The sequence below is a fragment of the Streptomyces sp. NBC_01525 genome (assembly GCF_045040405.1).
GTDB classification, from domain to species: Bacteria; Actinomycetota; Actinomycetes; order Streptomycetales; family Streptomycetaceae; genus Streptomyces; species Streptomyces benahoarensis.
In genome coordinates this window covers 6,774,585-6,799,589 of record NZ_CP109397.1, presented here as the reverse complement: position 1 = coordinate 6,799,589, position 25,005 = coordinate 6,774,585, and the positions used below count along the sequence as shown (strand labels likewise).

Here is a 25,005-nt window from a genome sequence, read left to right as displayed (position 1 = left end):
GAGCAGCCGGAGTTGGGTGGCGGCTCCCGCAGCGCCCCCGCCGCAACCCGCGCCAACTGCCTGGCCCCGCAGCGGGAGGCTGCCCGGACCTGACAGGTCCGGGCAGCCTTCCGTGTCATGCGCAGCTCGTCGGCGAGGCGTGTCGTGCCCTTCGTATCCGCCTGGATCACTCACGCTCTCACTGCTCGATCAGCTGGCGTCGGGGCTCATTGTCACCAGTGGGGTCCTCGTCGCGCGGTGGGTCAACGGCGTTCGCCGTAGAAGTCGATGGTGAGGTCCAGGCGGTGGCGTGCCGGGCCTGGCGGGTCGATGTCGTGCGGGGAGAGGAAGTCGCCGAGCCAGTTCAGGCCAATGAGGACGGCGTCGTCGCCATGCTCCCCCATCCACGAGCCGGCCAGGGCACCGAAGGCGGGACAGGCTCCTCTGCCGCCGCCGACCGCCCCGACAGCCCGCCCATCCCCAACTGAAGGCCCCGGAGCGGGGCGGCGTCCGGGCGACGGCCTGCCCGCTCCCAACCTCTTCCCGGGAACCGCAGCCCTCGGCACGGCGGCCCGGCACACTGGCCCGGTGACCTCCTGGCTGCACCGCCGCTCTCTCCAGTTGTGGATCCATCTGCACCGCGACTTCGAGAGCGACGAACCCACGCCGTCGCGCAGCCAGCCCCGTCAGGGGATGAGGTCCAGGACGCGGACCGGATCACCTGCCCACCGTTTAGGGGAAGTGGTGGCCACGGTCGCCCCCTCGGACCGCTCCGGCGTCGGCTGCGCCGTGTGCCAGCTGTGCGCAGGGGCCCACGTCTCCCGGCCGGCCACGGCCAGGGCAGCGGGCAGGTCCAGGTCGAGGACGGTGATACCAGGCAGCGCCGCCAGGTGCTCCGCCGTTCCTGGCCGGGCACGGTCGGCTTCGCTCGGCCTCCAGTACCGCACCGCCGTGCTCCGCACCGCCAGAATGCTGGCCTCCACCCTGCCGGACGACCCAGGACGCAAGAACGCCGGCCACAAGCTGAAAACCTCCGCAGCCCAAGCCCACGCCACTCACGACCACATCGCCTCCCTCGAACAACTGGCGCACCACCTGGTTGGTGATCAGCGACCCAGCCGCCCGCAGCTTGTCCGGCCGGTGCGTCTCGATCCGCCCCAGGTTCACCTTGTTGCGGCCAATGGCCTCCAGCGGTCCGTAGTCCCCGGCTGGCTCCTTGCCGTCGGGTACCGGCACGTCCACGCGCCAGAAGCGCTGGTCGGCCAGGTCGCGGAAGCGTGGCGCGAAGCGGAAGCGAGCATCTTGTAGAGGCCGAAGGCCATGTGGAGTACGAGGTGTTGTCGATCGCGATCATCTCCGGCCGCACGCGTCGAGGTTCAGCAGCGTGTCCAGGGTGAAGAGGCTGTCGCGCGGAGTGCCGCGCACGACCATCGCGCCGATCCCGGCCGCCTGGTCGTTTACCGCGTTCAGCCAGGTCAGCCCCCTCTTGTACCTGTAGTACTTGGGTGAGGGCTCGGTGTTGATGCTCTTGACCGGGACGACGAACCGCAGCCCGTCGGCGGATGCGAGCATCCCGCCGCCCACCGCGGCCCGATCAACGGCGCAGCTGCACCGGCCGGTTGGATGCTCGCCTGCAGGCAGCGCCGCCGCGGCACGAAGCACGATGCGGCGTGCCGACGGGCCTCGGCGTCCTACCAGGCCGCAGGGCCGTCACTTCCGGATCCAGCTGTCATCCCGGCTGACGTGGCAGTCCTTGATCATCAAGAGCGCGCCCTGGTTTTTGGACCTGTCGCCCTCCACCTCGAGGCAGAGGCTGTTGCTGGCGTAGTTGTGGATCAGCTCGGTGCCGTCGGGCTGCCGCTCCAGCCACCACAGTTGATTGTCGTCCAGGTTGCCGTTGCAGATGCCCACCCCGACCTTGGTTCCCTCGGGCTGGGGGCTGCCGCCGGGCAGGTCGATGCAGTGGCGATTGCCGTCCGCGACGTTGGCGAACAGCACCAGGTCCTTGCTGTCCGGTGGCATGTGGCGATGGGCGGTCGTGATGTCCCACAACTGGTTGTCCGCTCCGGTGGCGTTGCAGGTGGCCTGCCGGAGCTGGCCCTTTCCCGGGGTGACGGGGCCGGAGCCGGGAAGGTCCACACACATCTTGGTGTGCGCGTTGTAGAGCAAGACCCGGCTGGTGCGGGGCAGGGCATCTTCGGCCTTCGGCTTGACGTCCTCGGGCGGTGCGTGCGTTTTCTCCGGCGGGGTGGCGGGTCCATCGGGCTTCGGGGTGGGCCGGTCCGCCTTCGTGGGCGTCGGGGAGGGTGAGGTGCGAGGGCTGGGCGAGGCGGACGGGGCCGTGGGCGGCTGTGGGGCCGGTTCACCACTCGGCTGCCGGGCGGCGGCCGGCCGCGCCGCGCCGTCGTCGAAGCGCAGATGAGAGACGCCGATGGTGGCGAGCACCACCGCTCCCACCCCCAGTCCTGCGATGGCCGGCACGCCCACCACCGTCCGCCACACCCGGCGGCCGGGCGCCATTCCGCGCCAGGGCATCCGCGCCCCGCGCGAGAAGGTCCGGACGAACGGGGAGGCGGTCGGGGCGTGCTCGCCGGACCCGTCCGGGCCGGAGTCGCTGTTTCGCTGGGACACCGCGGGTTCCTCCTGAGATCAGCTGTGGGACGCGTCCGCCGGGGGCGCGTCGGATACGGATGCGGGGCCGACGGCCGGCTCGGGCACGTCGAGTTCGGGCACGTCCCATGCGGACAGGGTCGTCAGGTCCGCGTCCGACGGTGAGTCGTTCTCCGCGACGCGGTACGCCTGGCGTTCTGTCATCGCCTGGAAGATCTGCCGCGCCGAGCGCCCGTTGCCGAACCGGCCGTCGCGGGGCAGGTGGCTGAAGTAGCCGATGAGCAATTCGCGTGCTGCGTCGGTGAGTTCGTACTGGTGTGAAGCGGCATGCCGCTCCACGATCCGTACCAGGTCCTCGGTGCCGTAGTCCTCGAAGAGCAGTGTGCGGTTGAAGCGGGAGGACAGGCCCGGGTTGGAGTCGATGAAGTGCTCAATTTCCGCCGGGTATCCAGCAACGATGACCACCACCGAGTCCCGGTGGTCCTCCATCAGCTTCACCAGGGTGGCGACGGCCTCCTGCGCGAAGTCGTTGCCGCCGGCGTTGCCGACGGGGGCCAGGGAGTATGCCTCGTCGATGAACAGCACACCGCCCATCGCTTCCTGGAACACCCGTTGGGTCTTCGGCCCGGTGTGGCCGACGTACTCGCCGACCAGCGCGGAGCGGTCGGCCTCCACGAGATGGCCGCGCTCCAGCAGTCCTACGGCGGCGAGAATGCGCCCGTAGAGCCGGGCCACGGTGGTCTTTCCGGTGCCGGGGTTTCCGGCGAAGACCAGGTGGCGGCTGAGCGGCGGCGCGGCAAGCCCGGCCGCTTCCCTGCGCTGGACCATGCGCATCAGCTTCACGAGTGACGCGACGTCCTGCTTGACGCGTTCCAGTCCGATCAACTGCCCCATTTCATGGAGCAGTTCGTCCAGATCGCCCTCGGTGGCCGAGGCGTGCGCGGCGCCGGACGTGGCTGCAGCGGTTTCTTCCGGGGACGTCGCGGCGGGGGCGAAGGGCGCCGGCCAGTGAGGCTCGCGCACCTGCCAGGAGACGCAGGACTCCACCGTCGGCGCGGCTCCGGGCTCCGCGCTCAGGTCCTCGCCGGCGTCCTGGACCCGAATCCGGCGCAGTACGGGCGTCGCCGCCTCGCCGACGTGCACGGCGGGGAAGCCGGGTCCGGTGATGTCGCAGTCCTCGAAGATCCCGGCGCCGTTGGCGTCCACGATCAGGCCGTTCTTGCCGGGGCTGACGATGTGTACGCTCCGGACCCGGGGGCCCGCGCCGGTTGCGACGACCAGCCCGGAGCCCGTCACCTGGTCGATCACGATGTCATCGACGCGCGCCGTGGCGCCCTCCTGGAAGACCAGTCCTGCGGTGCCGGCGCGCCGCACCCGGCCACCGGTCAGCTCCGCTCCTTCGCCCGGTCCGAAGGTGAAGCCGGCCCGTTCGGCGTCGGTCACCGTGCAGTCGGCCAGCCGCAGGCCTCCGGTGGAGCCCGCGGTGACACCGTTGCGGCAGCGCAGCACGGCCAGTGCGGTGGCAGTGGCGCGGGCCGCGCCGGAGAGGTCCAGGCCCGACATCCCGCAGTCGGCGATGCGGGTCTCGGTCAGCTCCAGGCTGCTGTCGGCGACTGCGTGCAGGCCGTGTTCGAGTGTGGCGGCGATCCGCAGGCCGGTGCAGACCGCCGCGGCGCGGCCTCCGGTGTGCACCGCGCTGAACCGGCAGTCGGTCACCTCGGAGTCGGTCAGATGGGCCGTCGCGTCGTCAGTGACCAGCAGTCCGTTGGCGGACGTCTCGCGCACGCTCACCTCCCGGGCGGTCAGCCGGGCGGCGCCGTGCGCCATCAGCGCGGCTGCTGTGGTCCGTACGATCCGGGAGTCGTCCAGCCGTACCCGCGCCCGGTCGGCCGCGGCCACACCGCAGCCAGCGCTGTCGCGCAGCACGCAGCCGGAGAGCAGGACGTCGCTCTGCCCTGCGGCGTGCACTGCGTCCGTTCCCGATGCGGTCAACTCGCAGCCGTACAGGAGCAGTCCGCCGCGTACGTCGGGGGGCGGTGCGCCGCCGGGCGTGTCGTAGGGGTCGTCGGACGCCGGCACCGGTGAGGTGTCCAGCGCCCGTACCGCCTCGGTGCCGCCGGCGCGGATACGGCAGTCCACCACGATTCCCGCCGATCGGTCCTCGAACAGCAGCCCGCTGCGGCCCGCGCCGTCGATCAGGCAGTCCCGAAGCCGCACTTGGGCGTCCTCGCGGGCCCTCAGTCCCGATCCGGACGCTCGCAGGATGCGGGTGCCCGCCAGTTCCAGGCGGGTGGCGCCGCCCACCACGATGCCGGTGCCCGCGGCGTCCTCCAGGGCGCAGTCCGCGAGCCGTACCGCTCCGGTGGTCCTGATCAGCGCGCCGGCCAGTTCCGCGCCGCGGAGCCGGGCCCCGGTCATGGTCAGTGCGGCGTCCCGCAGGATTTCGAGGCGCCCACGGGCGATGCCGCCGCCGCTCCAGTGCGTCGTGCCGCCGGCGAGCAGCACCGCCGGCCGGTCCGGCGCGTGGCCCCGTACGGTGATGCCGTCCAGCACCAGCCGCGCGCCGGGCAGCACTTCGAGGGCGAGCGCCGTGCCGTCGGGAGCCGCCAGGAGCGCCCCGCCGGTGCCGTCGGCGGCCCGCAGGGTGACGTGCCGGTCGATCCGCACGGCCTCGGTGTGCGTCCCGGGGCCGAGATGGACCTCGTCGCCGGGTCCGGCGGTCCTCAGTGCCGCGGCCAAAGTGGCGTGCGCGTCCGGCTGTCCGGGCGCGACACGATGGACCTGCTTGCTGTGGGGCTGCTCGGCCGGAGTCATGTGAGGCCCCCTTGGCTGGTGCCTGGCCTGCCCCGGAAGGGGAGCTTGAAAGCCCGGGGATTGTTGTCCAAGTGGTCGGGGCCGCGCTTGCCCGGCCTGGAGGTGTCCGGCATGGGGGTGTCCGGCATGGGGGTGTCCGGCCGAGGGGCGCCGTGGTCGTCCGACCGGTGGGCGGAATCCCCCAGGACCCAGTGGTGATTTTCGCCGTCCTGTTCTCGTTGCCAAATGAAGTCCAGCGAAGTGTCCTCGTCCATGTGACCGGGTGTCGTCACCGGCACGTCCAGCAGGAGACGGCCCCCTGCATCCAGCAGCCGGATACGACTGCCGAGGGCATTGGCGAAGAGCTTCAGAGCCAGGGTGTCGGCCGCGCCCGCGCGGAAATCCGAGTCCTGGCGTATCCGGCCCGTGGCAAGGGCGGCGAACAGATCCTTCCAGTTGGTTGCGGGGTTCATCTCGGTCAGGATGCTCTTGGCGCCTTTGCCCTTCCGCCCGCTGAGCCCTTGGACCACGTGGTCGAGCACATTCCGGGGGTCCAGGCGCCCTCCCGGGCCGCCTGTGGTGGTGTTCTTCATGGCGTGGAAGAGCGATGTTCTTTCGGTCTCCCAAGACCATTCGGTCTTCCAGGGAGTTTCGGTCCTCCGCCGGGCAGTGTCGGCCACGACGAAATCCAGGTTGCGCACCAGGCGTACGTCCTCGGCGCCGAGCGCCAGGCTGAGAGCGGCGAATCCCTTGTCGCGCTCCGGGATTCCCGCCCGCAGTGCCAGCTCACCTGCCCCCGGGATCGACGCGGAGACATTCAGCCCGAAGGTGTTTTGCGGTCTCAATCTCATTTGCCTGAGGCTGCGCATGATGTCCCTCGGGGACGCCTGGGGCATCCCCGAGTTCCTATGCACCGGCACGAACGGATCTTTGGCCATTGCATTCGCGGGGATGGCGTCCAAGACGCTGTTCCGGTGAGCGGCCCAGGTCACACCTTTCCCCGCGGACAGGTTCGCCGGCCTTGTGTTGGGGACGTCGAAGCTGCCCCGTCCGAAAAGACCTCGCCTCGGCATGTTCAGATCGTCGTGATTCTGGAGCGGTTTGGGGCGCGAATCGGGCTTGGACTTTCTCACGTATGCCTCAAGGATACGAGACAGGTCGGTGGGTACGGCAGCGCCCTCGAATGAGGTGAGGAACGGTGTACCGCGGTCCGGCAGCCGGAAGTTCTCCGCGGCGAGTATCCGTTCGGTGTGCACCTTCATGATGTCGCCCAGCTCATTGCGGGTGAGACTCTCCGTGATGTCGTCGAGCTTCGCGTCCGGGGGCTGCCGGGCGGCGCCGTCAAGCTGCTTTGAGTAACGTCGTTCCGCGATGGCTTCGACTTCCCGCTCGGTGAGCCTGCGCTTCACGAAGACCTGGTCCTCGGATTTCTGGTCGTTGAACTTCACCTCGGCGGTGTCCGTGGGGAAAATGCGCGCCTCAGGATCCGGCAACGGCAGCGTGCGGTGCAGCTCCCAGGCGTTGAAGGAATTGAGCGTTTCGGCCAGCCCCTTGAATTCGCTCCTTTTTTTGCCAAATCTGACCGGATGCCACTCCCCGTCCCGCATTATGTCGTCGGCCTTGTCAACCAGCGTCGCGGCGGCGTCCACATAGAGATTGGGTTCGGGCGAATATGGCAGCAAGGGGTGCAGGGCGGCCTGCCGGTCGCGGGCCCGCATATCTGCCGATACAGCGGCCTTGAAGGGGTCGATGTCGAGCACGGTGGCCCGCCCGGGACCGGGGCGGTTTTCCGTGTCCGCGATCAGGTGGTCGATACCCGCGCCGGGCTGTCCTTGCTCCGGCAGTCGGTAGCCACCGGAAATCGCCAATGGCCGCAACGCCCCCACCTCGAGGTTCAACTCCGTGTTGAGGTGTGCGAAAATGTGCCTGCCGTCGAAGATGAGACGCGGATAGGTGTCGAAGTCCATGAACGCGAAATACATGTGCCCTGGCCGCTCCGGGGAGAACATCATCGAGCGCACCATGAACCTGCTGGCCGGGCTGGTCATGGTGATATTCCGTGCCGTTCCGTGGGGGAAATTCTCGCCGCGGCAGGTGAGGCCCATACCCACCAGCGCTAGCGGGTACTTAAATTCCAGGTCGCGGGTCGCGCCCTCGATAATTTCGTTGACCTTGGCCATCTCTTCGGGATTGCCGTTGACGCCGATCACCACGCCGAATTTCCCCTTGAATTCACGCGAACCGGGAGTGATCACGTCGAGGAATTTCTGGAGCTTTGCACGTCCCGCGTCGTCCTGGATCTCGGTGTATCTAACGATGGTGTTCACCACGAAACCGATGTCGCGACTCTCCGCGGTGCTCTGTTTCATCCATTCCAGGTAGGCGTTGCTGTTCAACCCATCCGGACCATCTCCCCTGAGTTCGCGGAAGGCACCGTTGACCTGGATCCCGCCTCTGCCCGCTGGTTTGAGCTCTGATACGTCCTGCCAGGTCAGGTCTTCAGCGGTGGGCTGCCGCAGGCCGGTAGCCGACGTGCCATCCGGTGCAGCGCCACCGTGCGCTTCGGTGAGGGCGCCGGGGGATCCGCCGACGGCGCCACTGTGTTCCCCGCGATGGAAGAGTTCGGTGCCGACCTGCTGCTGTGCGGCGATGAGATCCTGCCGCATGACATGTGGGTCGATGTCGAGTTCGGCGAGCCGGGACTCGGCCGCGGCCACCGCGGCCCTGTGGACGTCAACCGCGTCCCGGGCCGCCCGTGCCCCGGCCGGCAGCCCGGACGAGCCTGCGCCGTGGGCATCGCCCAGCACCCGCCCCGCCCGGTCACCCGCATCGGCCAGTCCCGCCAGCGCGGCCTCGTACCGCATCCAGGCTTCTCTCCGTGCCTGGGCCTGCCAGTGCGGTGTACCGCCGGTGATCACGTCGTCCCTGGCGCGAGCGCGAGCTGCCGACCCGGGCGTGGAAAGGTCGAAAGCACTCCGCGAGGGCCCCTGGGGCTTCGCGTCGTCGCCCGCGCGCGCGGCGGGTTCCGCCATCGGCGTACGGTTCACCTCTGGCGTCGCCGCCGCAGGCTCGGGGCGTGGCCGCGGGCCGCCGCCCAGGAAGCCGTGTTCGCCGGCCAGTTGGCCGGTGATCACCCTGATTTCCCGTTGAGTGCGCTGCGGGTCGATGCCGAGCTGGTCGAGGCGGGCTTCGGCCTCCGCCACTTCGGCGCGCCGGGCGCCGAGTTCGTCCAGGGCCGCTACGGCGGCGGAAGTCGGCTCGGGCCGGCCCGCGGCGGCGCCCGGTCGCGGGGTGAGGTCCGCCGCCTCCCGTTCCGCCTTCGCGAGATGGGAGAGCGCACCCTCGTAACTGGCCCAGGCGTTGAACTTCGCCCCGGCCTCGGGTCCGGTGGAGCCACCGACGATCAGGTCGTGCCTGGCGCGGATGCGCTGGTTCAGCACGGTGGCGGGCGGGATCCCGCCGAACCGGCTGACGGGCGGCGCGGTGGTGGCGCCGGGGCGGGCCCCGGCGGGGTGCGCCGCAGGGCCGGTGGCCGCGGCGCCGGACGGGTCCTGTTCCGGGTGGGCCGCGGGTGCCGCAGGGCCCGGTTTCGCCGCGGGCTGCGGCAGGGGGACGGCCCGTTCGGCCTTCGCCGGGCCGCCCGGGTGGGCGATCAGGTCGAGGGCCCCGCGCAGGGAGTCGGCGCCGCCGCCCTCGCCCGCGGTGTCGAGGGTGGGGCGGGCCGAGACGCCGGCGGGGCCCGCTGTGTCGGCACTGCTTCCGGTGGCGGCGCGCGGCGCACCGCCCTTGGGGTCCAGCAGGTTCATCGCCATGTCGTGAGCGGAAAGGGCAGGCAGGGACGGTGCGGGGATGCCTGCGGCATTGCGGGCTCCGTTGAGGAGCCCTTGGGGCACGGGGGCCTTGACCGGTGCATGGTCGAGGGTCCCGGCGCCGTTCAGGGACACGCCGCGGCCGGTTCCGGCCGCGCCCTCGCCGCGCGGCACGGCCGGCGCGCCGTGCCCGTCCAGCGCGCCCGGCAACTGCGCTGCGCCCGGCAGGTGTTGGACTGCAGGCGCATCGACCCCCTTGTTGACGGGCGCCGTGAACGCCAGGCTCTCGCCGGTCATCACGCGGGGGGCCGCGTCGCCGATGCGCAACGTGGCCCCGCCCTCGTGGATAGCGGTCACCGAGACATCGCCGACGGACAGCGCGTACAGCTCGGGGAAGGACATGTCGTCCAGGCCCTCGGCATGTCCGACCGCTCCGCGCGCCATCGCGTGTCCGGTGCCGATGCCGTGCTCGGCGCCGGACGTGAAGGTGGTTTCCGGGACGTGCGCGCCGAGGGGTTCGTGCGTCAGGTGCGAGAGCGGCGATGAGCCGTGGGCGTCCTTGAGCAGGTCGATGACGGTGTGCGCGGACAGCAGCAGGTTGTTGTCGAGACGGACGTGTCCGAACGCGAAATCCATCTGCTGCACGGTGAGGGACGCCGAACCATGGGCGTCCGAGGCGAACGTGAAGTCCAGCCGCTGCACGGTGAGCGTGGCCGAGCCGTGCGCGTCCGGCAGGCTCAGGCCGCTGGGGTGGAGCTTGCCGGTCGGCGGTGGGATGAACAGAGCCTTCTCCCCGGGCGGGATGCCCTGGTGCATCCCGGCCGCCGGGGGCAGGTTCAGCCCGCCGGGGACGCCTGCGCCGTGTGCGCCGCCGGGGCCGGTGGGGATCCCCACGCCCGGAGCGCGCGGAACGTCGGGCGCCAGGCGTCCGCCGGGCCCGCTGAAGTCCGTGGCGGGCAGGTGGATCGTCGGCATGCCGGGGAACTCGGCTCCGTGCAGTCCGGACGTGCCGATCGGAGCGTGTGACACCAGTACGCCGCTGCCGAGGTTTCCCGTCCGTACCCCGCCGTGCAGTGCCGCTTGCGTACGACCGGAGTTGGCCATCAGCGCTTCGAGGTGCGGGTAGTCGATGCCCAGTACCCGGCTGCCGAAGGCGAGGCGGGCCGCGCCGCCGAAGCCCAGCACACCGAGTTCCGCGGCGTTCAGCGGCAGGAAGGTGGCCACGACCAGCCGTCCGACGCGCTGGATATTGACTGTGGCGTATGCGCCGAATTTGCCCCAGGAGCCGTTCGCCTGCCCGGTGATGCGCACCCAGTCGTTGGTGAAGGCGCGGCCGGCGCCGTTCCAGCCTCCCTTGACGGCGTTGCCGGCGCGGACCGAGATCACGACGGGCGCTACGACGATCTTGGGCAGGCCGCCGGCCGTCGCGATGTGGTTGATCTGGTTTGCCAGGTTCTTGCCGGATCCCGCGATGCCGCCCGCCCCGGCCTTGAGGGCGCCGCCGAGACCTTTGACCAGGGCGCCGACGTTCAGGGCCTTGGTGGTCGGGAAGAGGACGCCGAGGAAGGCGAGGCCCAGTTCGAGGCCGCCTGCTTTGCCTTCGCTGAAGTCGACGATGGTCTTGATCAGCACGACCGCGTTCATGGCCCAGGCCAGGATGCCGAGCACGCCGCCGGTGAAGACCGCGATGACCGAGATGATGATGGTCAGCCACTTGAACGCTTCCCAGAACAGGTCGCAGTCGCTGACCGGCTGCACCATCAGCTCACCGGCCGCGGACAGCTCCGTGGCCAGGGTGCTCGCGGCGGTCTCCAGCGCGGTCTTCGCGTCGTTGACGCTGTCGGTGTGGCGCTGCCGTTCCGGGTCGTCGTCGTCGAGGCCCTTGCCCGCGGCGAGCGCCCGGTCGGCGTCGCTCTGCGCGTCGGCGAGGGCGGTGGCGTACTTGCGCAGCGCCGCCTCGGCCTTGTGGAAGGACTCTTCGACGTGTCCGACGAAGTTGTGGAGGTGGTCGTCGACCATCTTGCGTAGCTGGTCGGCCGTCTTGCCGATGAAGCGCCGTCCGTCACCTGCGGTGCGCTGGAGTTCGCGCAGGCCCGTGTCGATGGTTCCGGCGTCCCGGGCCAGGGCGCGCATGGCGTCGGCGATGGTTCTGACGGTGGCGGGGTCGCCCGGGGTCGGGTCGCCGTGGAGGCCGAGGGAACTCCAGTCGCCGGGACGCGCAGCCACGCCACTTTCCTCTCGTTTACTGGTGCCGGACGGTCCGGGAACCGTGGTCGCCGGACTTCACATCCATGTTCACGCAGGGACGGCACGAACGGTTCACTGCGAACGAGACCGCTGTGCGATCACCCTATGGTGTCGGACAGGCCGAACTAGTGTGTCGTGCACGGTTTTTGACGGTCAAACAGTTCGCCTGACGGGCAGTATTCCGACACGAGTGAAGGGTGTGAGCGTGTCCGACATCGCTGTTGACTACGAACTCCTCAACGACGTCGCGCGGAAAGCCGGCAAGCTCAAGGACGAGGTCCATCAGGCCCGGGTGAAGAACAAGAACTATTCGGTCGACGATGTCGGCTCCCGCAGGGCCGTCACCGCGATCCGCTCCTTTTACCTGACCTGGCAGAGCGCGTTCAAGCGTTCCGAGGGGAAGCTGGAGAAGCTCAAGGGCCAGTACGAGGGCGTGGCGAAGCAGTGGGCTGAGCTGGACTTCAAGCTGGCCAACGACGCCGCGAAGCAGAGCGCTTCACTCTCCGTGGATCTCCACCGGACCATCACCGAGCAGTGGAACGCATGGCACCAGGCAGTCGAGCAGTACAAGAAGGATCATCCCGACTACAAGGCGTCCGACCTGCCGCCCGAGCCGGAACGGCCGGGTAAACGGCCGAGCACGTGGACCACGGGTGACGGCAAGGGCAACTCCACGACGACGACGTACGAGTACGGGGCCGACGGCAAACCGTCGAAAATCACCACGAAGATGACGACCAAGTCCGGCCTGAAAGCGTCGGACACCACCACCTATCACCCCGACGGCACGTATAACGCGACCTCGACGGATGTGTACGGCAACGTCACCACGACCAAGGGCACCGCCACGGCCATCGAGAACCCCGAGAAGAGGATCACCAAGGACGTCTTCAGCAGCAGCACCAAGGATCCCAAAGGCAAGAAGAGCACCACCAAAGGCACCACCACCTCTGTCTACTACCAGAAGACAGGGCATCGCGATTCGACCAGCACGTACACCAGCGTCGGCCCCGACAAGGACGGCAACGAGCAGACGGTGCACGGCACGTCCCGCTCCTCGGTGGACCTCAACGGCCATGAGGTGATCACCACCATCGAGGTCAAGAAGGACGGGAGCGGCACCAAAATCGTGGTGACCGACGGCAAGACCGTGGAGTGGACGAGCGACCAGGCCGATGAGGACTCGGGCTGGGTCAAGACCGAAACCAAATGACGCCCGGGGGCCGTTCCCCCGCCCTACTGAAACAGGGAGCAACCACCCATGCCCTCAGGAAACATCAATATCGACTACAGCGAGATCAATCGCGTCTCCCACGCGATGAACCAGGCTGTGAACGACATCAACCCGCTGCTGGTGAAGACCAAGACCACCGTCGAAGGGCTGCTGGACAACGGCCTGTTCATGCAGCAGAGCAGCCCGGCGCTGAAGGAGTCGTACACCAACCTCACCGCCTCGCTGCACAAGGCCGTGGAGAGCATCAACAGCTTCGCCACCCAGTTCAAAATGATCAAGGAGTCCGTCGATAAGATGGACAAGGACGTCGCGAGCAAAACGCGGAACGCGAAGTGACCTCCGGCCGCTGAGATGAGCCGGTGTGCCGCCGGGACGTCGGTGCCCCGCGGCCGGACCTCACCGTCCGGTCGCGGGGCACCGACGTCCGGCGACCGCCTCGGTCAGCCGGCTTCCTCCTCACGCAGTACGGTCTGCGGCACCAGCACCGACACCAACACGCCCGTCACCGGGTCGACGGTCAGCCCGCGACCGGGGGTCGGTCGGCCGCGCAGCAGGTCGTAGGGCACCCTCGCGCCGAGCAGGTCGCCTTCGCCGGGTGATTGCGGGGAGAGTAGAAGGCCCTTGCGTACCCGACGGACCAGCCCGAGCCAGCCGATACCCGCCGATGTCAGGGTCTCCGCGGTGGCCGCGGCGACGAGCCCGATCCCGCGGTCACGGCCGGACGTGGCGACCTCGCGCAGCGCTGCGTCGGCGGCCGGGAGCTGGGCGAGCAGGTCGGCGTCGTCCACCAGAACGACCGCGGGCCCTGGCTCGGCCTCCAGCGCCGCGCTGACCTCTTCGGCCAGGGGGTCGAGTTCCTCCAGGACGACGGCCCTCGGGTGCCGGGCCAGCCCGCGCAGCGGCGACTCCCTCGGGGTGAGCGCCACCACTCTGGTGCCGCCGGCCAGCAGGGACACGGCGAGGGTGGTCAGCGCCGTGGACCGGCCGCTTCCGGGCGGGCCGCTGATGAGGAAGGACGGTGCGTCGGCGGCGAAGTCGACACCGACCGCGGCCAGTTCGTCGCCGCCGATGCCCAGCAGGCCCCACAGTGGCCGCCGCCCGGCCTCCGGCACCTTCTCGTACGCCTCGGTGAAGGACACCTGGCGGGGCAGGCTGAGTACCCGTGGCGGCCGGCGGGAAGCGGGCACGTCCCGGTCCCGGTGGCTCGCCCGCTCCCCGATCCGTTGCAATGCCTGTGCCTGGTCGCGGCCGGTGACCGGTCCTGGGCCCGGCCGGCCGAGCAGCGCGATCTGTACTTCGAGGGCGCTGCCGCCGCGCCAGCCGCGGCCCTGTGGCACGGCGGCGGGGACCAGCTTGGGTGAGATGCCCGCCAGGCTGTATTCGTTGTGGTCGGTCATCCGCAGCAGCAGCCGTTCGTCGTTCAGGGACGCGACCTTGCCCGACATCAGGGCGCGCTCCGACGTGGCGATCACATGCATGCCCATGGGCGCACCCTCGCGGATCAGGGCGGTCAGTTCGTGCAGGGGCCGGCCACTGTCGTGCTCGCTGAGCAGTGCCGCAAGGGCGTCCCAGCCATCGATCAACACCACAATGTGCGCCGGGCGTTCGGCGGCGGGAAGCAGGGAGCGCAGCTCGGCGAGGCTGGCCGCGTCGTGCGCGGTGAGCAGTTCCTGGCGTTCGGTCATCTGCGTGACGAGCCGGGCCAGCAGCCGGTTCAGCCGTTCCAGGTCGGCGCGCGGGACGACCGCGCCGCAGTGCGGCAGTGCGGTCAGTGCCGTCAGCGCGCCACCTGCCGCGTCGATTCCGTAGAGGTGGACATCGGCCGACGAGTGGCGCCCGGCCAGGGCGCCGCCGATGGTTCGCAGCGCCTGGGAGCGCCCCGAGCGCGGGGTGCCCAACAGGTAGAGGTGCCCGAAGCGGGACAGGTCCAGCTCCAGCGGTTCCTGACGCTGGGCGCCCGGCAGGTCGACGAGCCCCCAGGGCACCGGGGCGAGCCGGCCGCCGCCCGGGTCGGGGCGCTCGGGCAGTTCGTCGAGGCCGACCGTCTGCGGCAGTGCGGGCAGCCAGGGGCTGGGCTGCTGTGCGATGTCCAGGTCGGCTGCGGCCTGCTGGATCGCCTCGACCAGGGCCGTGAGGTCGGTGGCTGCGTCCTCGCCGGCGGCCGGCTCCGGCGCGTCCTGGGCCGCGCTGTTCTCGTCCGGGGTGGGGGCGGCCGGGGTGCGGCCCAGCAGTGGCCAGTTCAACTCGCTGGTCCAGATAGTATCTTCGGGCCCGGCAGCCGTGGCCGGCCCTGCTCCGGCACCGTCGGCCGGTGTGTCCTTGCGCGCGGTGCCCGCGTAGGCCGTCTGGAAGGGCAGCACCGAGCGGTGCCCGATGCGGGCCAGGGCGCGGCCGGGAGTGCCGCTGGAGATGGAGACCGCGTCGTTGACCTCCAGCACGTCGTGGCTGTCCTGGGCGTCGGTGACCCGCAGTGAGATCCGCAGGTTGGTGTTGGCGCGGATGTCGGCGGTGACCACACCGGCCGGGCGCTGGGTGGCCAGCAGCAGGTGCAGTCCCAGTGAACGGCCGCGCTGGGCGATGCCGACGAGCCCGGGGACGAACTCCGGCACATCATGGGCGAGCGTCGCGAACTCATCGATGATCAGAAGCAGTCGGGGCAGCGGCGCCAGTAACGGATCGCGCCGGCGCAGCGCGCGGTACTCGGTGTGGTCCTTGGCGCCCGCGTCGGCCAGGATGCGCTCGCGGCGGGTCAGTTCCGCGCTGAGCGAGGTCAGGGCCCGCTCGACGAGGTGGCTGTCGAGGTCGGTGACCATGCCCAGGACGTGCGGTAGCCGCTCGCAGCCCTGGAAGGCGCTGCCGCCCTTGTAGTCGACGAGCACGAACGTCATCTCGTCCGGCCGGTTGACGGCGGCCAGCGACGCCACCAGCGTCTGGAGCAGTTCCGACTTGCCGGCGCCTGTGGTTCCCGCGATCAGTCCGTGCGGACCGTCCTTGACCAGGTCGAAGGTGACCGGCCCTGTGTAGCCGGAGCCGAGCAGGACGGCGGTGGAGGCCGGGCGCTGGTGCCAGCGGGAGGTCAGTTCCTCGGCGCGGGCCGGCTCCAGCCCGAGGAGGGAGAGCAGGCCGACACGGTCGGGCAGGCCGTCGGTGCCGTCCGGGGTGACGTCCCGTACGGGTGCCAGGGACCGGGCGATCCGCTCGCACCAGCCGGTGTCGACCAGGTCGGGGCGGATGCCGGTGAGGTCGGTGCTGCCGGTGCGGCGCAGCGTCACCTCGCGGGCGCCGACCGCGCAGACGGTGACGCACTCCTCGGGGAGCATGCGCTCCTCCTGGTCCAGGCAGATCAGGAAGACCCGTACGGCGGGCCCTTCCTTGAGTACCTGCACCACACCCGGGACGTCCCGCAGGCGGCGGGCGCCGTCGATGACCACGACGAGGTCGGGTTCGGGCGGCAGCACGTCACCCCTCGCGTACTCGCGCGAGCGGGCGCGGGAGCGGATGGCGGAGACGAGTTCCGCTACCCGGTTGGCCACCGTCTCCGGGTCGTTGCCAAGCGTCACGCTGGGGCCGCCCGATTCCGGCGCGGCGACACCGCCCTCGCCGGGACGGGCGTGCGGCAGCCAGCGCACCCACTCCCATGCGGGAGCGCCCGACGCGTCGGTGAGGACGGTGATCCGCACATCTCGGGGGCTGTGCAGGATCGCGGCCTGTGCCACCGCCCACCGTGCCAGAGCGCGGGTGTCGTCGCGCTCCCCCGCGATGCCCACGACGCCGTCGCCTGGCAGGTCCACGCCGATCGGCATGTCGGGAATCTTCCAGTTGACGGACCGGTGGTTGTCCTCGCGGGACGCGTCGTCGATGGTCAGCAGCGAGCACTGGCGTACGGTGCCGACCCGAATCAGCAGGTGGTCGGGGTCGCCACGGCGGCGTTCCCAGAGCCGGGCGCCGGGGCCGACGGCCCACAGCCCTGCGACGGCCGGGTCGGGTCCTGCCGCCACCCGCAGCTTGCGTTCCCGCGCGACCAGGTCCTTGACGTCCTGCTCCAACGAGGCGCGGCGGATGCGGTAGTTGGCCACCGACTGCAGGAATTCACGGTGCCCGCTGCGGCGCCCGCTGATGAAGTTCCCGATGGCGAGGACGGGGCTGAACAGCGCGAACATCAAGTAGAAGTACGAGTGGAGGAAGACGACCATGCCGATGCCCATGACCATCGGTGCCAGCACCACGAGCAGCGGAATGCTTCGCTTGGGGGGCGGGAGAGGCGGCGAGGGCAGCGAGAACCGCTCGGGCACCAGGGGCGGGACGATCCGGGGCGGCCGGTTGAAGTCCAGACAGCTGCCGTCGTCCGATACGCCCACCACGGCGTCCGCCTCGGTCGGCTCGGCCACCCGCAGCAGGAATTCACCGAACCGCAGTTCGCCGCCCAGGGGCCATTCCTCCCAACCGTCCGGCACCGGTGCGTGCGGATCGGCGTACGGGTCGGGCAGCTCGGGCGGCGGGGCGGGCGGCAGCGGCGGGGCGTCCGCGCGTGGCCGGCCGACCGGTGCCTCGGGGACCGACAGGGCGACACCGTCGGAGCCGTGGCCCGGCGCACGGCCGGTGGCGCCCCCGGCGGCGTGCGTGGCGGGCGTGACCCCCGCCACGGCGTCAGCACCCTCGGTCCCTTCGGTGTTTCCGGCCCCCGTGGTCTTCCCTGTCTCCAGCAGCACGGTGCCGTCGGGGCGGACGGTGAGGCAGATGCCCTCGTCGGGCACACCCCGCCCCTGAAGGCGTACGGAACTGCCCGCGGCCGGGCCGACAGTGCGCGTACCGAGGTCGAGCGGCCAGCTGCGGCCGGCTCCTCTGCCACCGATGAGCTGCAATTCCACCCGCGGTCCGCGTGGCAGCCGCTCGCCGTCCGCGGACCGGGACGGCGGGGGCAGTTCGCTGCGGTCGGGGCCGTAGCCGCTGTCCGGCCCAGGTGGGACGGGACCGCCGAGCCCGAGCGTGACACCGTCCCGGATACCGGCTTCGGACAGCGGGAGATCGGCGGGCAGTTCACGCTCGCCGAGGAAGAGCGTGGCCGGTGGCCCGCCCGGGTTCTCCGCACCGCCGAGCCGGCCGGCCAGCGCGGCGACAGTGGTCCGGCCGGCGGCTTGCAGGACCAGGTCACGGCGCGGGCCGGAAGCGGAATCCGGTGCGAGGGCGGGCGTATCCGGCGCCGCCGAGGCGATGGTGACGAAGAGTCTCACGGGTTACGAGGCGTCCGTTCCTGGGAGTCGCCGGGTGCGGCGGGGTCGGAGTCAGGGTTGGATTGAGCGGGTCCGGAAGAGGCGGACACACCGGCGTACCCCGGAGGGGCGGTGGCCCCGGGCTCGGCCAGGTCGGGCTGGGCCTGGGCGTCCGGGGCGGGCTTCAGGTCCGTTTCGGGCCGGTCCCACGCGCTGGCCGAGGCCGGTACGTTGCGGTCGACGGCAGGCTGCTGTCCCGCGGTGGCGGGCATACCGGCTTCGAGGTCGGCTTCGGGTCCGGGCTCCTCGAAGTCCTCGCCTGTGGGCGGCTCTTCGAAATCGGCGCCCGGCGGGGGCCGCTCCGCCACGACGGCGTCCGAGGGGGCGGCGGCCGGCGCTACGGGCACCGTTCCCGTCGCCTCGATCGCCGGGCCGTCACCGGGGGCAGCACCCGTCCCCACCGTGTTGTGCGCCACCGTGGGTCGCGGTGCCGTGTCGTTACCGGAATGCTGACCACCGCCCTGCGGTGGCAGGCACCGCGGGACCGGAGTCCCTCGCCGTACCCCACGCGCCACGGCCCAGCCGAGGCCCGATGACTCCACGTCCACCCCCGGGCCGGGGCCGAGCAGCCGACCGTCCCTCTCGGCGTGCAGGAGCCAGCAGAGCCCCGGCAACCGGCCGGCCACCACGGTCCGCGCCCCTCCCCGCGCACACAACTCCACCAACCGGAACGCCTGTTCGAGTGTCGGCTCCCAGCACACCACGACCGGCACCCTGCCCGCAGCCGGCCCGTCGCTGTCCCGCGCATCCGACGCCACTTCCAGCTCCGTGAGGACGTCGTCCAACGCCCTGCCGGGAAACCGCGGATGCACCCCGGTGGTCACCTCGACCGGCGGCCCGTCCACGAACCGGTCGAGCTGCACGGCGAGTGCCTGCACCACCTCACGGGCCACTTTGGTCTCGCCCTCCACACACAGTGCGGCCGGACCGAGCAGCCAGTCGACGAGCACGACGCCCGGCGCCGCCCGGTCCACGCCGAGCACGAGCGGCAGCCGCGCCCGGCGGCGGTGCCCTGACGCATCGGGTGACATTCCGTCGCGGACCCCGGTCGCCGCGGCCGCCCAAGTCCAGTCGCCGGGCTCCGTGCCCGCATCCGCCCAAGGCCGCACGGGCCCTGGCGAGCCGGCCGGGTCACGGCCTGCGACGACAACCCGGACACGCTCACCGCCCGCGCTCAGTTGCACGGTGGGGGCGAAGCACCCCTCCCCCGAGTCCGCGTCCGCACGGTCCAGAGCCGCCCGCGTGACGTCGTGGGCGCTCGGGTCGGCGAAGTGGGCCGCCAGCATCCGCGCGCAGCGCCGGTGACGCCGGTAGGCGCGCACCGGCGCGGTGAACGCCCGTGCCGTCATCCGCAGTTCCCACCCGATGCGGCGCCAGGTCCGCCGCAGCCCGCCCTGTTTACGGATCGCCCGGACCAGCCGCCAGATCAGCAGCGACAGGACGACCAGGAAGCCGAGCAGAATCAGCCAGGACGTACGGTCGGGCATCCCGAACGCGAGCGGCAGCCCCGGCCGCCCGGTGCGCGTCATGCGCTCTCCCCCGCGCGACACGCGGCCGGTCGCATCCGGGGTGTCACCGTGCCGTACGGAATTCCCGGCCCGGAGTACGCGGCGCGGAACGGGCCGGCGAAACGGCCCCGAATCGAGCCAGTATGGGGTTCGCTCATCGCAACGCTGCCTCAGAGTCTTCGAGTTGACGGCCCACGAGCCGTCGGGGCGGCCTGGCTGCACCGGCCCCGGCCACCCTAGCCAGGCCCATTCCACCCCGGCAAAGCTCTCCGGACATTCCCGGCATCCCGCCAACACATCCGGCCACCTTGAGGCCATGGAGACCCCGCGCGGAGCGGGCGTGGTCGGTGTCACATATGAGAGCGAATTGCTCCGCCGCCTCCCCCGACGGCCGTCCCGAACGCCACGCCCTGGCCGCCTCACGATCGGCGACGGCCGTTCGGCGACCGCACGCGCCACTGTTCCTCCTCGCGGATGCCGCAGGAGACCGCGACGGCCTTACGCCCTGCCTCCTCGACCAGCCGTGCCATCTCCCGTGCCTCGTCCTCCTCCGACGCAAGATGGGTGAACACCGCATCATCGGCGCCCTCTCGCGCGCACGCCAGCGCCACCGCCCGTCCCTGTTCCAGGAGGAGGCCAGCCGCCAGCCATTCTTCCGTCCGACAGGTCCCAGCAGCCCGCGGACGTAGACCCGCGTCCGCCACGGCTCCACCCGAGCGAACCGCTCGCCCACTCACAGCAGCAATGAATCCAACTCGGCTTCCCACAAAGCCGCTTGGACATCCGTCTCCATACCGACTTCAACGCACCCCGACCAGGTGAGTCACGAACGCCACGACCATGACGAACCATCAGCCCGCTGGATGAGTGAGTCCAAGGGATGGCCTGCGGACAGGGGACGAGGGTGTCCGATGTCGGTGTGTGAAGACAGACCTGGACACCCAGCGCCCAGTCCACGCCCGGGTCGCGCGATACGAGGGCCAGCGCGAGACGCTCGGGCCGGTGTTGCCGCTCGCGGCGTGCGAGGGCCTGCCGAAGGGAGGCTTCGCAGGCCGCCCGCGCATCGATCCCGAGCGGTGGGTCCGCCTGGGCGCAGCGTCTACGGGCGTGGTGTGCGCGGCGGGCCCTGTGGCGAGATGCGCGGCCCACAGCAGGTCGATTTCAACACTGCCTACTGCCGCAGCTGTTGCGCGATCGCTGATTCGAGTGACCTGCGGGCCGGCCAGGTGGCACGGGACTTCGAGGCCATTCTCACCGACAGCAGCGACGAGCAGAGCGGCTCCGCGCCCGTCCGTTCGGACCCGGCGGACCACGTCGCCAGCTCCGGATGCGCGTCATGAATCTCCCCACTGAAGCCACATCACCGGGCACATCACCGCACCATTCCCCGGTAACTTCGATGACGGATACACGGGATGGGTGGTCATCCACTAGCGCCTGCAGGGCGTAATTGCGGGTGTAGCCTTCTCTCATGGAGAGGCGAAGCGTAGACCCGCGCGACATTTCCTGGGAACAGGAAAACCCCGCATATCGCGTCTACTTCTGGGATAAAGAGTCGGTCACCTCGCATGAATTCGAGGTGACCGACTCAACCATTGATGAAGTTCTGAGCTGGACGCGGAGCCGCGCAACGGAAGAGGGCTGGGAATACACCCTCTACGTGAAGGTCTCCGACCCGGAAGGCGATGGGCTGGTGCGCATCGATGGTCTGACGGGCGACCCGTTCGCGTGACCGCAGCAGCCCTGGTGGGGCCGCCGGGCCCGCCCGGCGGCTGGTGCCGCCCGCCTATAGCTTCTCGGTGAACTACTCGCCGCACACCTCGCACCGGATGCCGCCCACCGCCGCGACGCGCAGGCCGATTTGGAACGTTCGAGCCACCGGCCGGCATCCGCACTGAAGGGTGATCCGGGTGCCCGACCGGCCGCGTGGCGGCGTCGGGAGATAGGTCCCGCCTTCCTTCAACACCTGGGGGTTCAGGGCCAGGAGAGCTGCGAGGGACACCCCGGCGGAAGCGGCGATCTTGCCCAGGGGCTGCCCGGCCTTGACCGTCACCGCCTTGCCCTTTCCGACCCGGCGTGCGAACCGCCCGTGGTCGGCCCGGACGCCGTCGCCTTGTACGTGCCCCCGCGTTCGCGAGCTTCCTGGAGCGCTCGCCTCAAGCGTTGGCGGGGCCGGTCATGAAGCGCCGGTCCGCCAGGACGCACCGAGTTCGGCAAGATGCCTGCGAAGTGCGCCGCGCTGCTCCTCCAGGTCCTGCGAGGCGGGAGACAGGAGATAGACATTGTCTCGGTAGAGGCGGAACCCCAGGCTCTCCCCCCCCTGGGCGATCTTGGCGTTCACGCGGTCCCACTCGGACCTGTCCGTCAGACGTCGGCTGCTGATGTCGGTGATGCCGGGAGAGCAGGCGATGGCCCGACAGCCGGCCATGAGCCGCTGGATCGCCTCGCAGGCGAGTACGGCCGCCAGGCCATGCCCGCGCCACGGGGGATCCAGCGTCACCCGGTCCATGACGAGCAGCGCTGAGCCGACGTACTCCAGCAGTTCGCTGACCTCTGTGGTGAAACTTCCCGTGGCAGGGTCCAGGAGAGCGCGGGCGACCTCGTAGAGATCTTCCGACTCCTCCTCCAGCGCCTTGAGGCACCAGCTCAGTGTCGGCCGGGTCCAGGAGCAGCTGCCCGGAACGCAGCAGGCCCCGGAACTGGGTTCCGGGGCCTGCTGATGGCGGAGTGCTCTTGGGTTAGCTGGTCTCGCTGCTGTCTCCCCGCTCGGGTCCAGCCGACGTACGACGGCGGGCGGCGATCAGGGCTACGGTGCCGACGACGAGGAAGCTCGCGCCGCCGGCGATCCACGGGGTGGCATCGGCGCCGGTGTGGGCGAGGGAACCGGCCGGAGCCTGCGGCGTCGTGTCGTCGGGACCGGCCTCGGGGGTGGACGAGGAATCGCCGTCCGGCGTGATGGCGCCCGTCGAAGAAGTCTCAGTCCGGCCGGGGCCACTGCTGCTCCGTGTGTCCGCGGGCGTGGACGGAGTGCCGGTGGGCTTGTGCGTCGGCTTGTCCGAGGTATCGGGCTTCGGGCTGGTCGTGGTATTGGCGTTGGTGACGGTCACGGTGATCGGAGCCCCGGGTTCCGCGGTGAACATCTTGGTCGGCTTGTAGAGGTCGTAGCCGGTCGTGGCCTTTATTTGCTTGAGCCAGAACTCCGTCTTCCGGCTCGACACCGGCAGTTCCCCGGAGGCCGTGCCCTTGGCCCCGGTGGTGAGGGTGAGCAGCGTCGTGGTGCCGGTGCCGATGTTCACGGTTGCGCCGGGCAGGAGCTTGCCGGCCTTGCCGTCCTTCGCCCGGAGGAGGATCTCTGCGGCCTTGAACGGGTCGGTGATCGTCAGCCGCGTGGTCGCCCCAGGGGTGACGACGACGTCTTGGTCGGCGATGGCCTCGTGGAGCGAGCTACCGGATGTCGGGACTCCCGTGAGTTCCTTCCGTTCGATCCGTCTTCTCCTCACCTGTGACGCTGGTGAGCCGGGGTTCACTCGATCGCGTGGAGAGTTCGACGTTCCGTCGCGATTCCTGAAGGTCTACCGATATCCATGACGCATGGTCGTTAGAATTGAACTGAGGCGTGAATGAAGCTCGCGGTCGTCCGGTCGATCGGGACACCACGGCGGCTGGAGACGGCGCAGGAATACGAGGACTTTGAGCAGGAACTAGTCGACCAGTTCCTGCTGGCCGGGGTCGGCGCTGGGCTAAGCGACGACTCCATCGCCGACGACCGCCGGGTGATCTTCGAGTTCGTGCGGTTCCTCGGCGGGCCGGTGTGGACGACGGCGCCGGAGGACGCGGACCGATTCCTTGCGGATCAACGCAGGGTGAAGCGGCTGGCTCACAGCACGGTCCAGAGCAAGGCATGGACACTCGCCCAGTTTTTCGACTTCCTGATCGCCCGTTACCAGGGCGACGTGCACGCGCTGACCGGCCATGTGCTGGTGCAGCCCATCGACGAGTTCAACCGCCCGGCAAAGAGCGAGTACGGGACGCCGCGGATCCCGCCGTCGGAGATGGAGGTGGACCAGCTGTTCGCCGGCTGGCGGGAGTCGCTGGGGCAGGCTCGGAAGTTCCTGCCGGCCGCCAGGGACTACATGGCCGCCTCGCTGTGGCGCAGGATCGGTACACGGATCGGCGAGACGGTCAAGCTGGACATTCGCGATTGGCGGCCAGACCTGGGCGACTTCGGCAAGTTCCACGTCCGGCACGGCAAGGGCAGCCGAGGGCGGGGGCCGAAATCTCGCCTGGTGCCGAAGGGCGCGGTCGACTCATTCCTCCCCTCCTGGTCCGGGAGACTGACGCCGCATGTGCTCCGGCACTTCTGCGCGTCCTCGCTCTACCTGCAGGGCGTCGATCTGAAGGCTGTGCAGGAGCTGTTGGGCCACGAATGGCTATCCACGACGACCCGTACATCCACGTGCACGACAACCACATCGAGCAGACGTGGGTCGCGGCGAACCAGCGGGTCGCGTCCCGGCTGGGCCTGGGATGAGGAGGAGGGTATGCGTTGGAACTTGCGGATGAAAGCCGCCGAGCAGGGGATCTGGAAATCCACCGAGATGCGTCGCCGTCTGGCGGAGGCCGGATTGGAGATCAGTACGGGGAAAATGTCTGCGCTGTGGACGGGAACGCCCACCACGGTCCGACTCGATGACCTGGACATCATCTGCGTGGTGCTGAACTGCACGACCGCAGACCTGCTGGTACATGAACCGGAGGTGGCGGCGGCCCGCCGGCCGAAGGCCGAACCGCAGGCCGCGACCGGATCTCCGACAGTTGTCCCGCGGCTCGAGCGCGGCCGAACTCTCCCGCCGATCTGATGACGGCGCCGAGGAACTGCCCGGAGTGCCGCGAGCGGCCGGTGGCCAATCACCACTCGAAGTACTGCCACCGCTGTCGGCCGCAGCCGTGCGATCCGCCACCGTGCCGACAGTGCGGATCGACAGAGGACTACTGGACAGCCTACAAATGCCGTAGCTGCTATCGAGGTTCTCCTGAGCTCCCAGCATCCTGCCCGGACTGCTTTGCGTGGGGGATGCTGCGCAGTCATGGCGGGCTGCGCCTGGGGTGCCGAGGCCGGCGTAGGACCTACCCCGGACCGCGGCCGTGCCGGGTCTGCGGACGAGAGCTCTGTCTACGCGACCGCGCGTGTCGGTTGTGTTGGCGGCAAGCCCGGATGCTGCGTCACCCCAAGCGCGCCTTGGAGCTGGAGGGCGCGAACCGGAACGGGCAGCAGTTGTTCCTCGCCGACATGGAGCGACGCCTGCAACTGAGGTAGGACACCCAGGAAGACCGGCAGCCTCCTCCTTCCACCGATCCGCCACCACCGTTGGCCCCAGTCCAGTACCGGCAGCTCGTACTGTTCCCCCCGCACGAGCGCGATCTGCGACGCGGACTCCCAAAGGTCGACGCACCGGGGATCGCAGCAGCCTTGGAGGCGGCAGCTGATGACTACGCACGGCGTCATAGGCTGAAAAAGGGAACCGCCTTCGGCCTCGGTCGTGGACTGCGCATCC

14 protein-coding genes and 2 pseudogenes are annotated in these 25,005 nt (G+C 70.2%); 4 read left to right on the top strand and 12 right to left on the bottom strand.

The window, feature by feature from the left end; translation table 11 throughout:
• Nucleotides 1–242 precede the first annotated feature (242 nt).
• The 6 genes and pseudogenes from OG422_RS29325 to OG422_RS29300 form a co-directional block, all read right to left on the bottom strand.
• Entirely contained in the window at nt 243–383 is a 141-nt protein-coding gene (locus OG422_RS29325) for a hypothetical protein (RefSeq protein ID WP_405747241.1), read from the bottom strand.
• A gap of 282 nt (nt 384–665) precedes the next feature.
• A complete protein-coding gene (locus OG422_RS29320) occupies nt 666–962 on the bottom strand; it encodes a hypothetical protein (RefSeq protein ID WP_405747239.1) in 297 nt (98 codons plus the stop codon).
• A 169-nt stretch (nt 963–1,131) separates the two neighbouring features.
• Nucleotides 1,132–1,551 (bottom strand): annotated as a pseudogene (locus OG422_RS29315) (Tn3 family transposase); the annotation flags it as partial.
• 138 nt (nt 1,552–1,689) lie between these two features.
• Complete coding sequence (locus OG422_RS29310) at nt 1,690–2,610, bottom strand: RICIN domain-containing protein (RefSeq protein ID WP_405747237.1); 921 nt, start codon at nt 2,608–2,610, stop codon at nt 1,690–1,692.
• An 18-nt stretch (nt 2,611–2,628) separates the two neighbouring features.
• On the bottom strand, nt 2,629–5,403 hold the full coding sequence (locus OG422_RS29305; protein WP_405747235.1) for a right-handed parallel beta-helix repeat-containing protein: 2,775 nt from the start codon (nt 5,401–5,403) through the stop codon (nt 2,629–2,631).
• Nucleotides 5,400–11,324: a hypothetical protein gene (locus OG422_RS29300; protein WP_405747233.1), complete on the bottom strand. Its 5,925-nt coding sequence runs from the start codon at nt 11,322–11,324 to the stop codon at nt 5,400–5,402. Before OG422_RS29300 ends, OG422_RS29305 begins: the two co-directional genes overlap by 4 nt.
• A 319-nt stretch (nt 11,325–11,643) precedes the next feature.
• Here OG422_RS29300 and OG422_RS29295 point away from each other — a divergent pair, with 319 nt between their 5' ends.
• Nucleotides 11,644–12,651 carry a hypothetical protein gene (locus tag OG422_RS29295; protein ID WP_405747232.1) on the top strand — a complete coding sequence of 336 codons (1,008 nt, stop codon included), beginning with the start codon at nt 11,644–11,646 and terminating at the stop codon, nt 12,649–12,651.
• Between the two features lie 48 nt (nt 12,652–12,699).
• On the top strand, nt 12,700–13,008 hold the full coding sequence (locus OG422_RS29290; protein WP_405747230.1) for a hypothetical protein: 309 nt from the start codon (nt 12,700–12,702) through the stop codon (nt 13,006–13,008).
• 104 nt (nt 13,009–13,112) lie between these two features.
• On the opposite strand, the gene OG422_RS29285 is transcribed toward OG422_RS29290, so the two are convergent.
• The 3 genes and pseudogenes from OG422_RS29285 to OG422_RS29275 form a co-directional block, all read right to left on the bottom strand.
• A complete protein-coding gene (locus tag OG422_RS29285) occupies nt 13,113–17,903 on the bottom strand; it encodes an FtsK/SpoIIIE domain-containing protein (protein ID WP_405747228.1) in 4,791 nt (1,596 codons plus the stop codon).
• A complete protein-coding gene (locus tag OG422_RS29280) occupies nt 17,900–19,471 on the bottom strand; it encodes a hypothetical protein (protein ID WP_405747226.1) in 1,572 nt (523 codons plus the stop codon). The genes OG422_RS29285 and OG422_RS29280 overlap by 4 nt, the downstream gene beginning before the upstream one ends.
• 431 nt (nt 19,472–19,902) lie before the next feature.
• A pseudogene (locus tag OG422_RS29275) lies at nt 19,903–20,070 on the bottom strand (NAD(P)-dependent dehydrogenase); the annotation flags it as partial.
• A gap of 851 nt (nt 20,071–20,921) precedes the next feature.
• Here OG422_RS29275 and OG422_RS29270 point away from each other — a divergent pair.
• Nucleotides 20,922–21,182 carry a hypothetical protein gene (locus tag OG422_RS29270; RefSeq protein WP_405747224.1) on the top strand — a complete coding sequence of 87 codons (261 nt, stop codon included), beginning with the start codon at nt 20,922–20,924 and terminating at the stop codon, nt 21,180–21,182.
• A gap of 72 nt (nt 21,183–21,254) precedes the next feature.
• Here the strand turns inward: OG422_RS29270 and OG422_RS29265 are convergent, their stop codons facing one another.
• From OG422_RS29265 to OG422_RS29255, 3 genes are all read right to left on the bottom strand, one after another.
• Nucleotides 21,255–21,503 carry a LysM peptidoglycan-binding domain-containing protein gene (locus tag OG422_RS29265; RefSeq protein ID WP_405747222.1) on the bottom strand — a complete coding sequence of 83 codons (249 nt, stop codon included), beginning with the start codon at nt 21,501–21,503 and terminating at the stop codon, nt 21,255–21,257.
• A 123-nt stretch (nt 21,504–21,626) separates the two neighbouring features.
• Nucleotides 21,627–21,959 carry a hypothetical protein gene (locus tag OG422_RS29260; protein WP_405747220.1) on the bottom strand — a complete coding sequence of 111 codons (333 nt, stop codon included), beginning with the start codon at nt 21,957–21,959 and terminating at the stop codon, nt 21,627–21,629.
• Nucleotides 21,960–22,188: 229 nt separating this feature from the next.
• The gene (locus tag OG422_RS29255; protein ID WP_405747219.1) at nt 22,189–22,950 is read right to left on the bottom strand and encodes a hypothetical protein; all 762 of its coding nucleotides are present in this window, start codon (nt 22,948–22,950) and stop codon (nt 22,189–22,191) included.
• 120 nt (nt 22,951–23,070) lie between these two features.
• Here OG422_RS29255 and OG422_RS29250 point away from each other — a divergent pair, with 120 nt between their 5' ends.
• On the top strand, nt 23,071–24,309 hold the full coding sequence (locus OG422_RS29250; protein ID WP_405747217.1) for a helix-turn-helix domain-containing protein: 1,239 nt from the start codon (nt 23,071–23,073) through the stop codon (nt 24,307–24,309).
• Nucleotides 24,310–25,005: the final 696 nt, after the last annotated feature.

Excerpts from the sequence above, each read along its gene's own strand:
- OG422_RS29270 (WP_405747224.1), top strand. The coding sequence starts at position 20,922 with ATGGAGAGGCGAAGCGTAGACCCGCGCGACATTTCCTGGGAACAGGAA.
- OG422_RS29325 (WP_405747241.1), bottom strand. The coding sequence starts at position 383 with ATGGGGGAGCATGGCGACGACGCCGTCCTCATTGGCCTGAACTGGCTC.
- OG422_RS29260 (WP_405747220.1), bottom strand. The coding sequence starts at position 21,959 with ATGGACCGGGTGACGCTGGATCCCCCGTGGCGCGGGCATGGCCTGGCG.
- OG422_RS29290 (WP_405747230.1), top strand. The coding sequence starts at position 12,700 with ATGCCCTCAGGAAACATCAATATCGACTACAGCGAGATCAATCGCGTC.
- OG422_RS29280 (WP_405747226.1), bottom strand. The coding sequence starts at position 19,471 with ATGACGCGCACCGGGCGGCCGGGGCTGCCGCTCGCGTTCGGGATGCCC.
- OG422_RS29305 (WP_405747235.1), bottom strand. The coding sequence starts at position 5,403 with ATGACTCCGGCCGAGCAGCCCCACAGCAAGCAGGTCCATCGTGTCGCG.
- OG422_RS29300 (WP_405747233.1), bottom strand. The coding sequence starts at position 11,324 with ATGCGCGCCCTGGCCCGGGACGCCGGAACCATCGACACGGGCCTGCGC.
- OG422_RS29250 (WP_405747217.1), top strand. The coding sequence starts at position 23,071 with ATGAAGCTCGCGGTCGTCCGGTCGATCGGGACACCACGGCGGCTGGAG.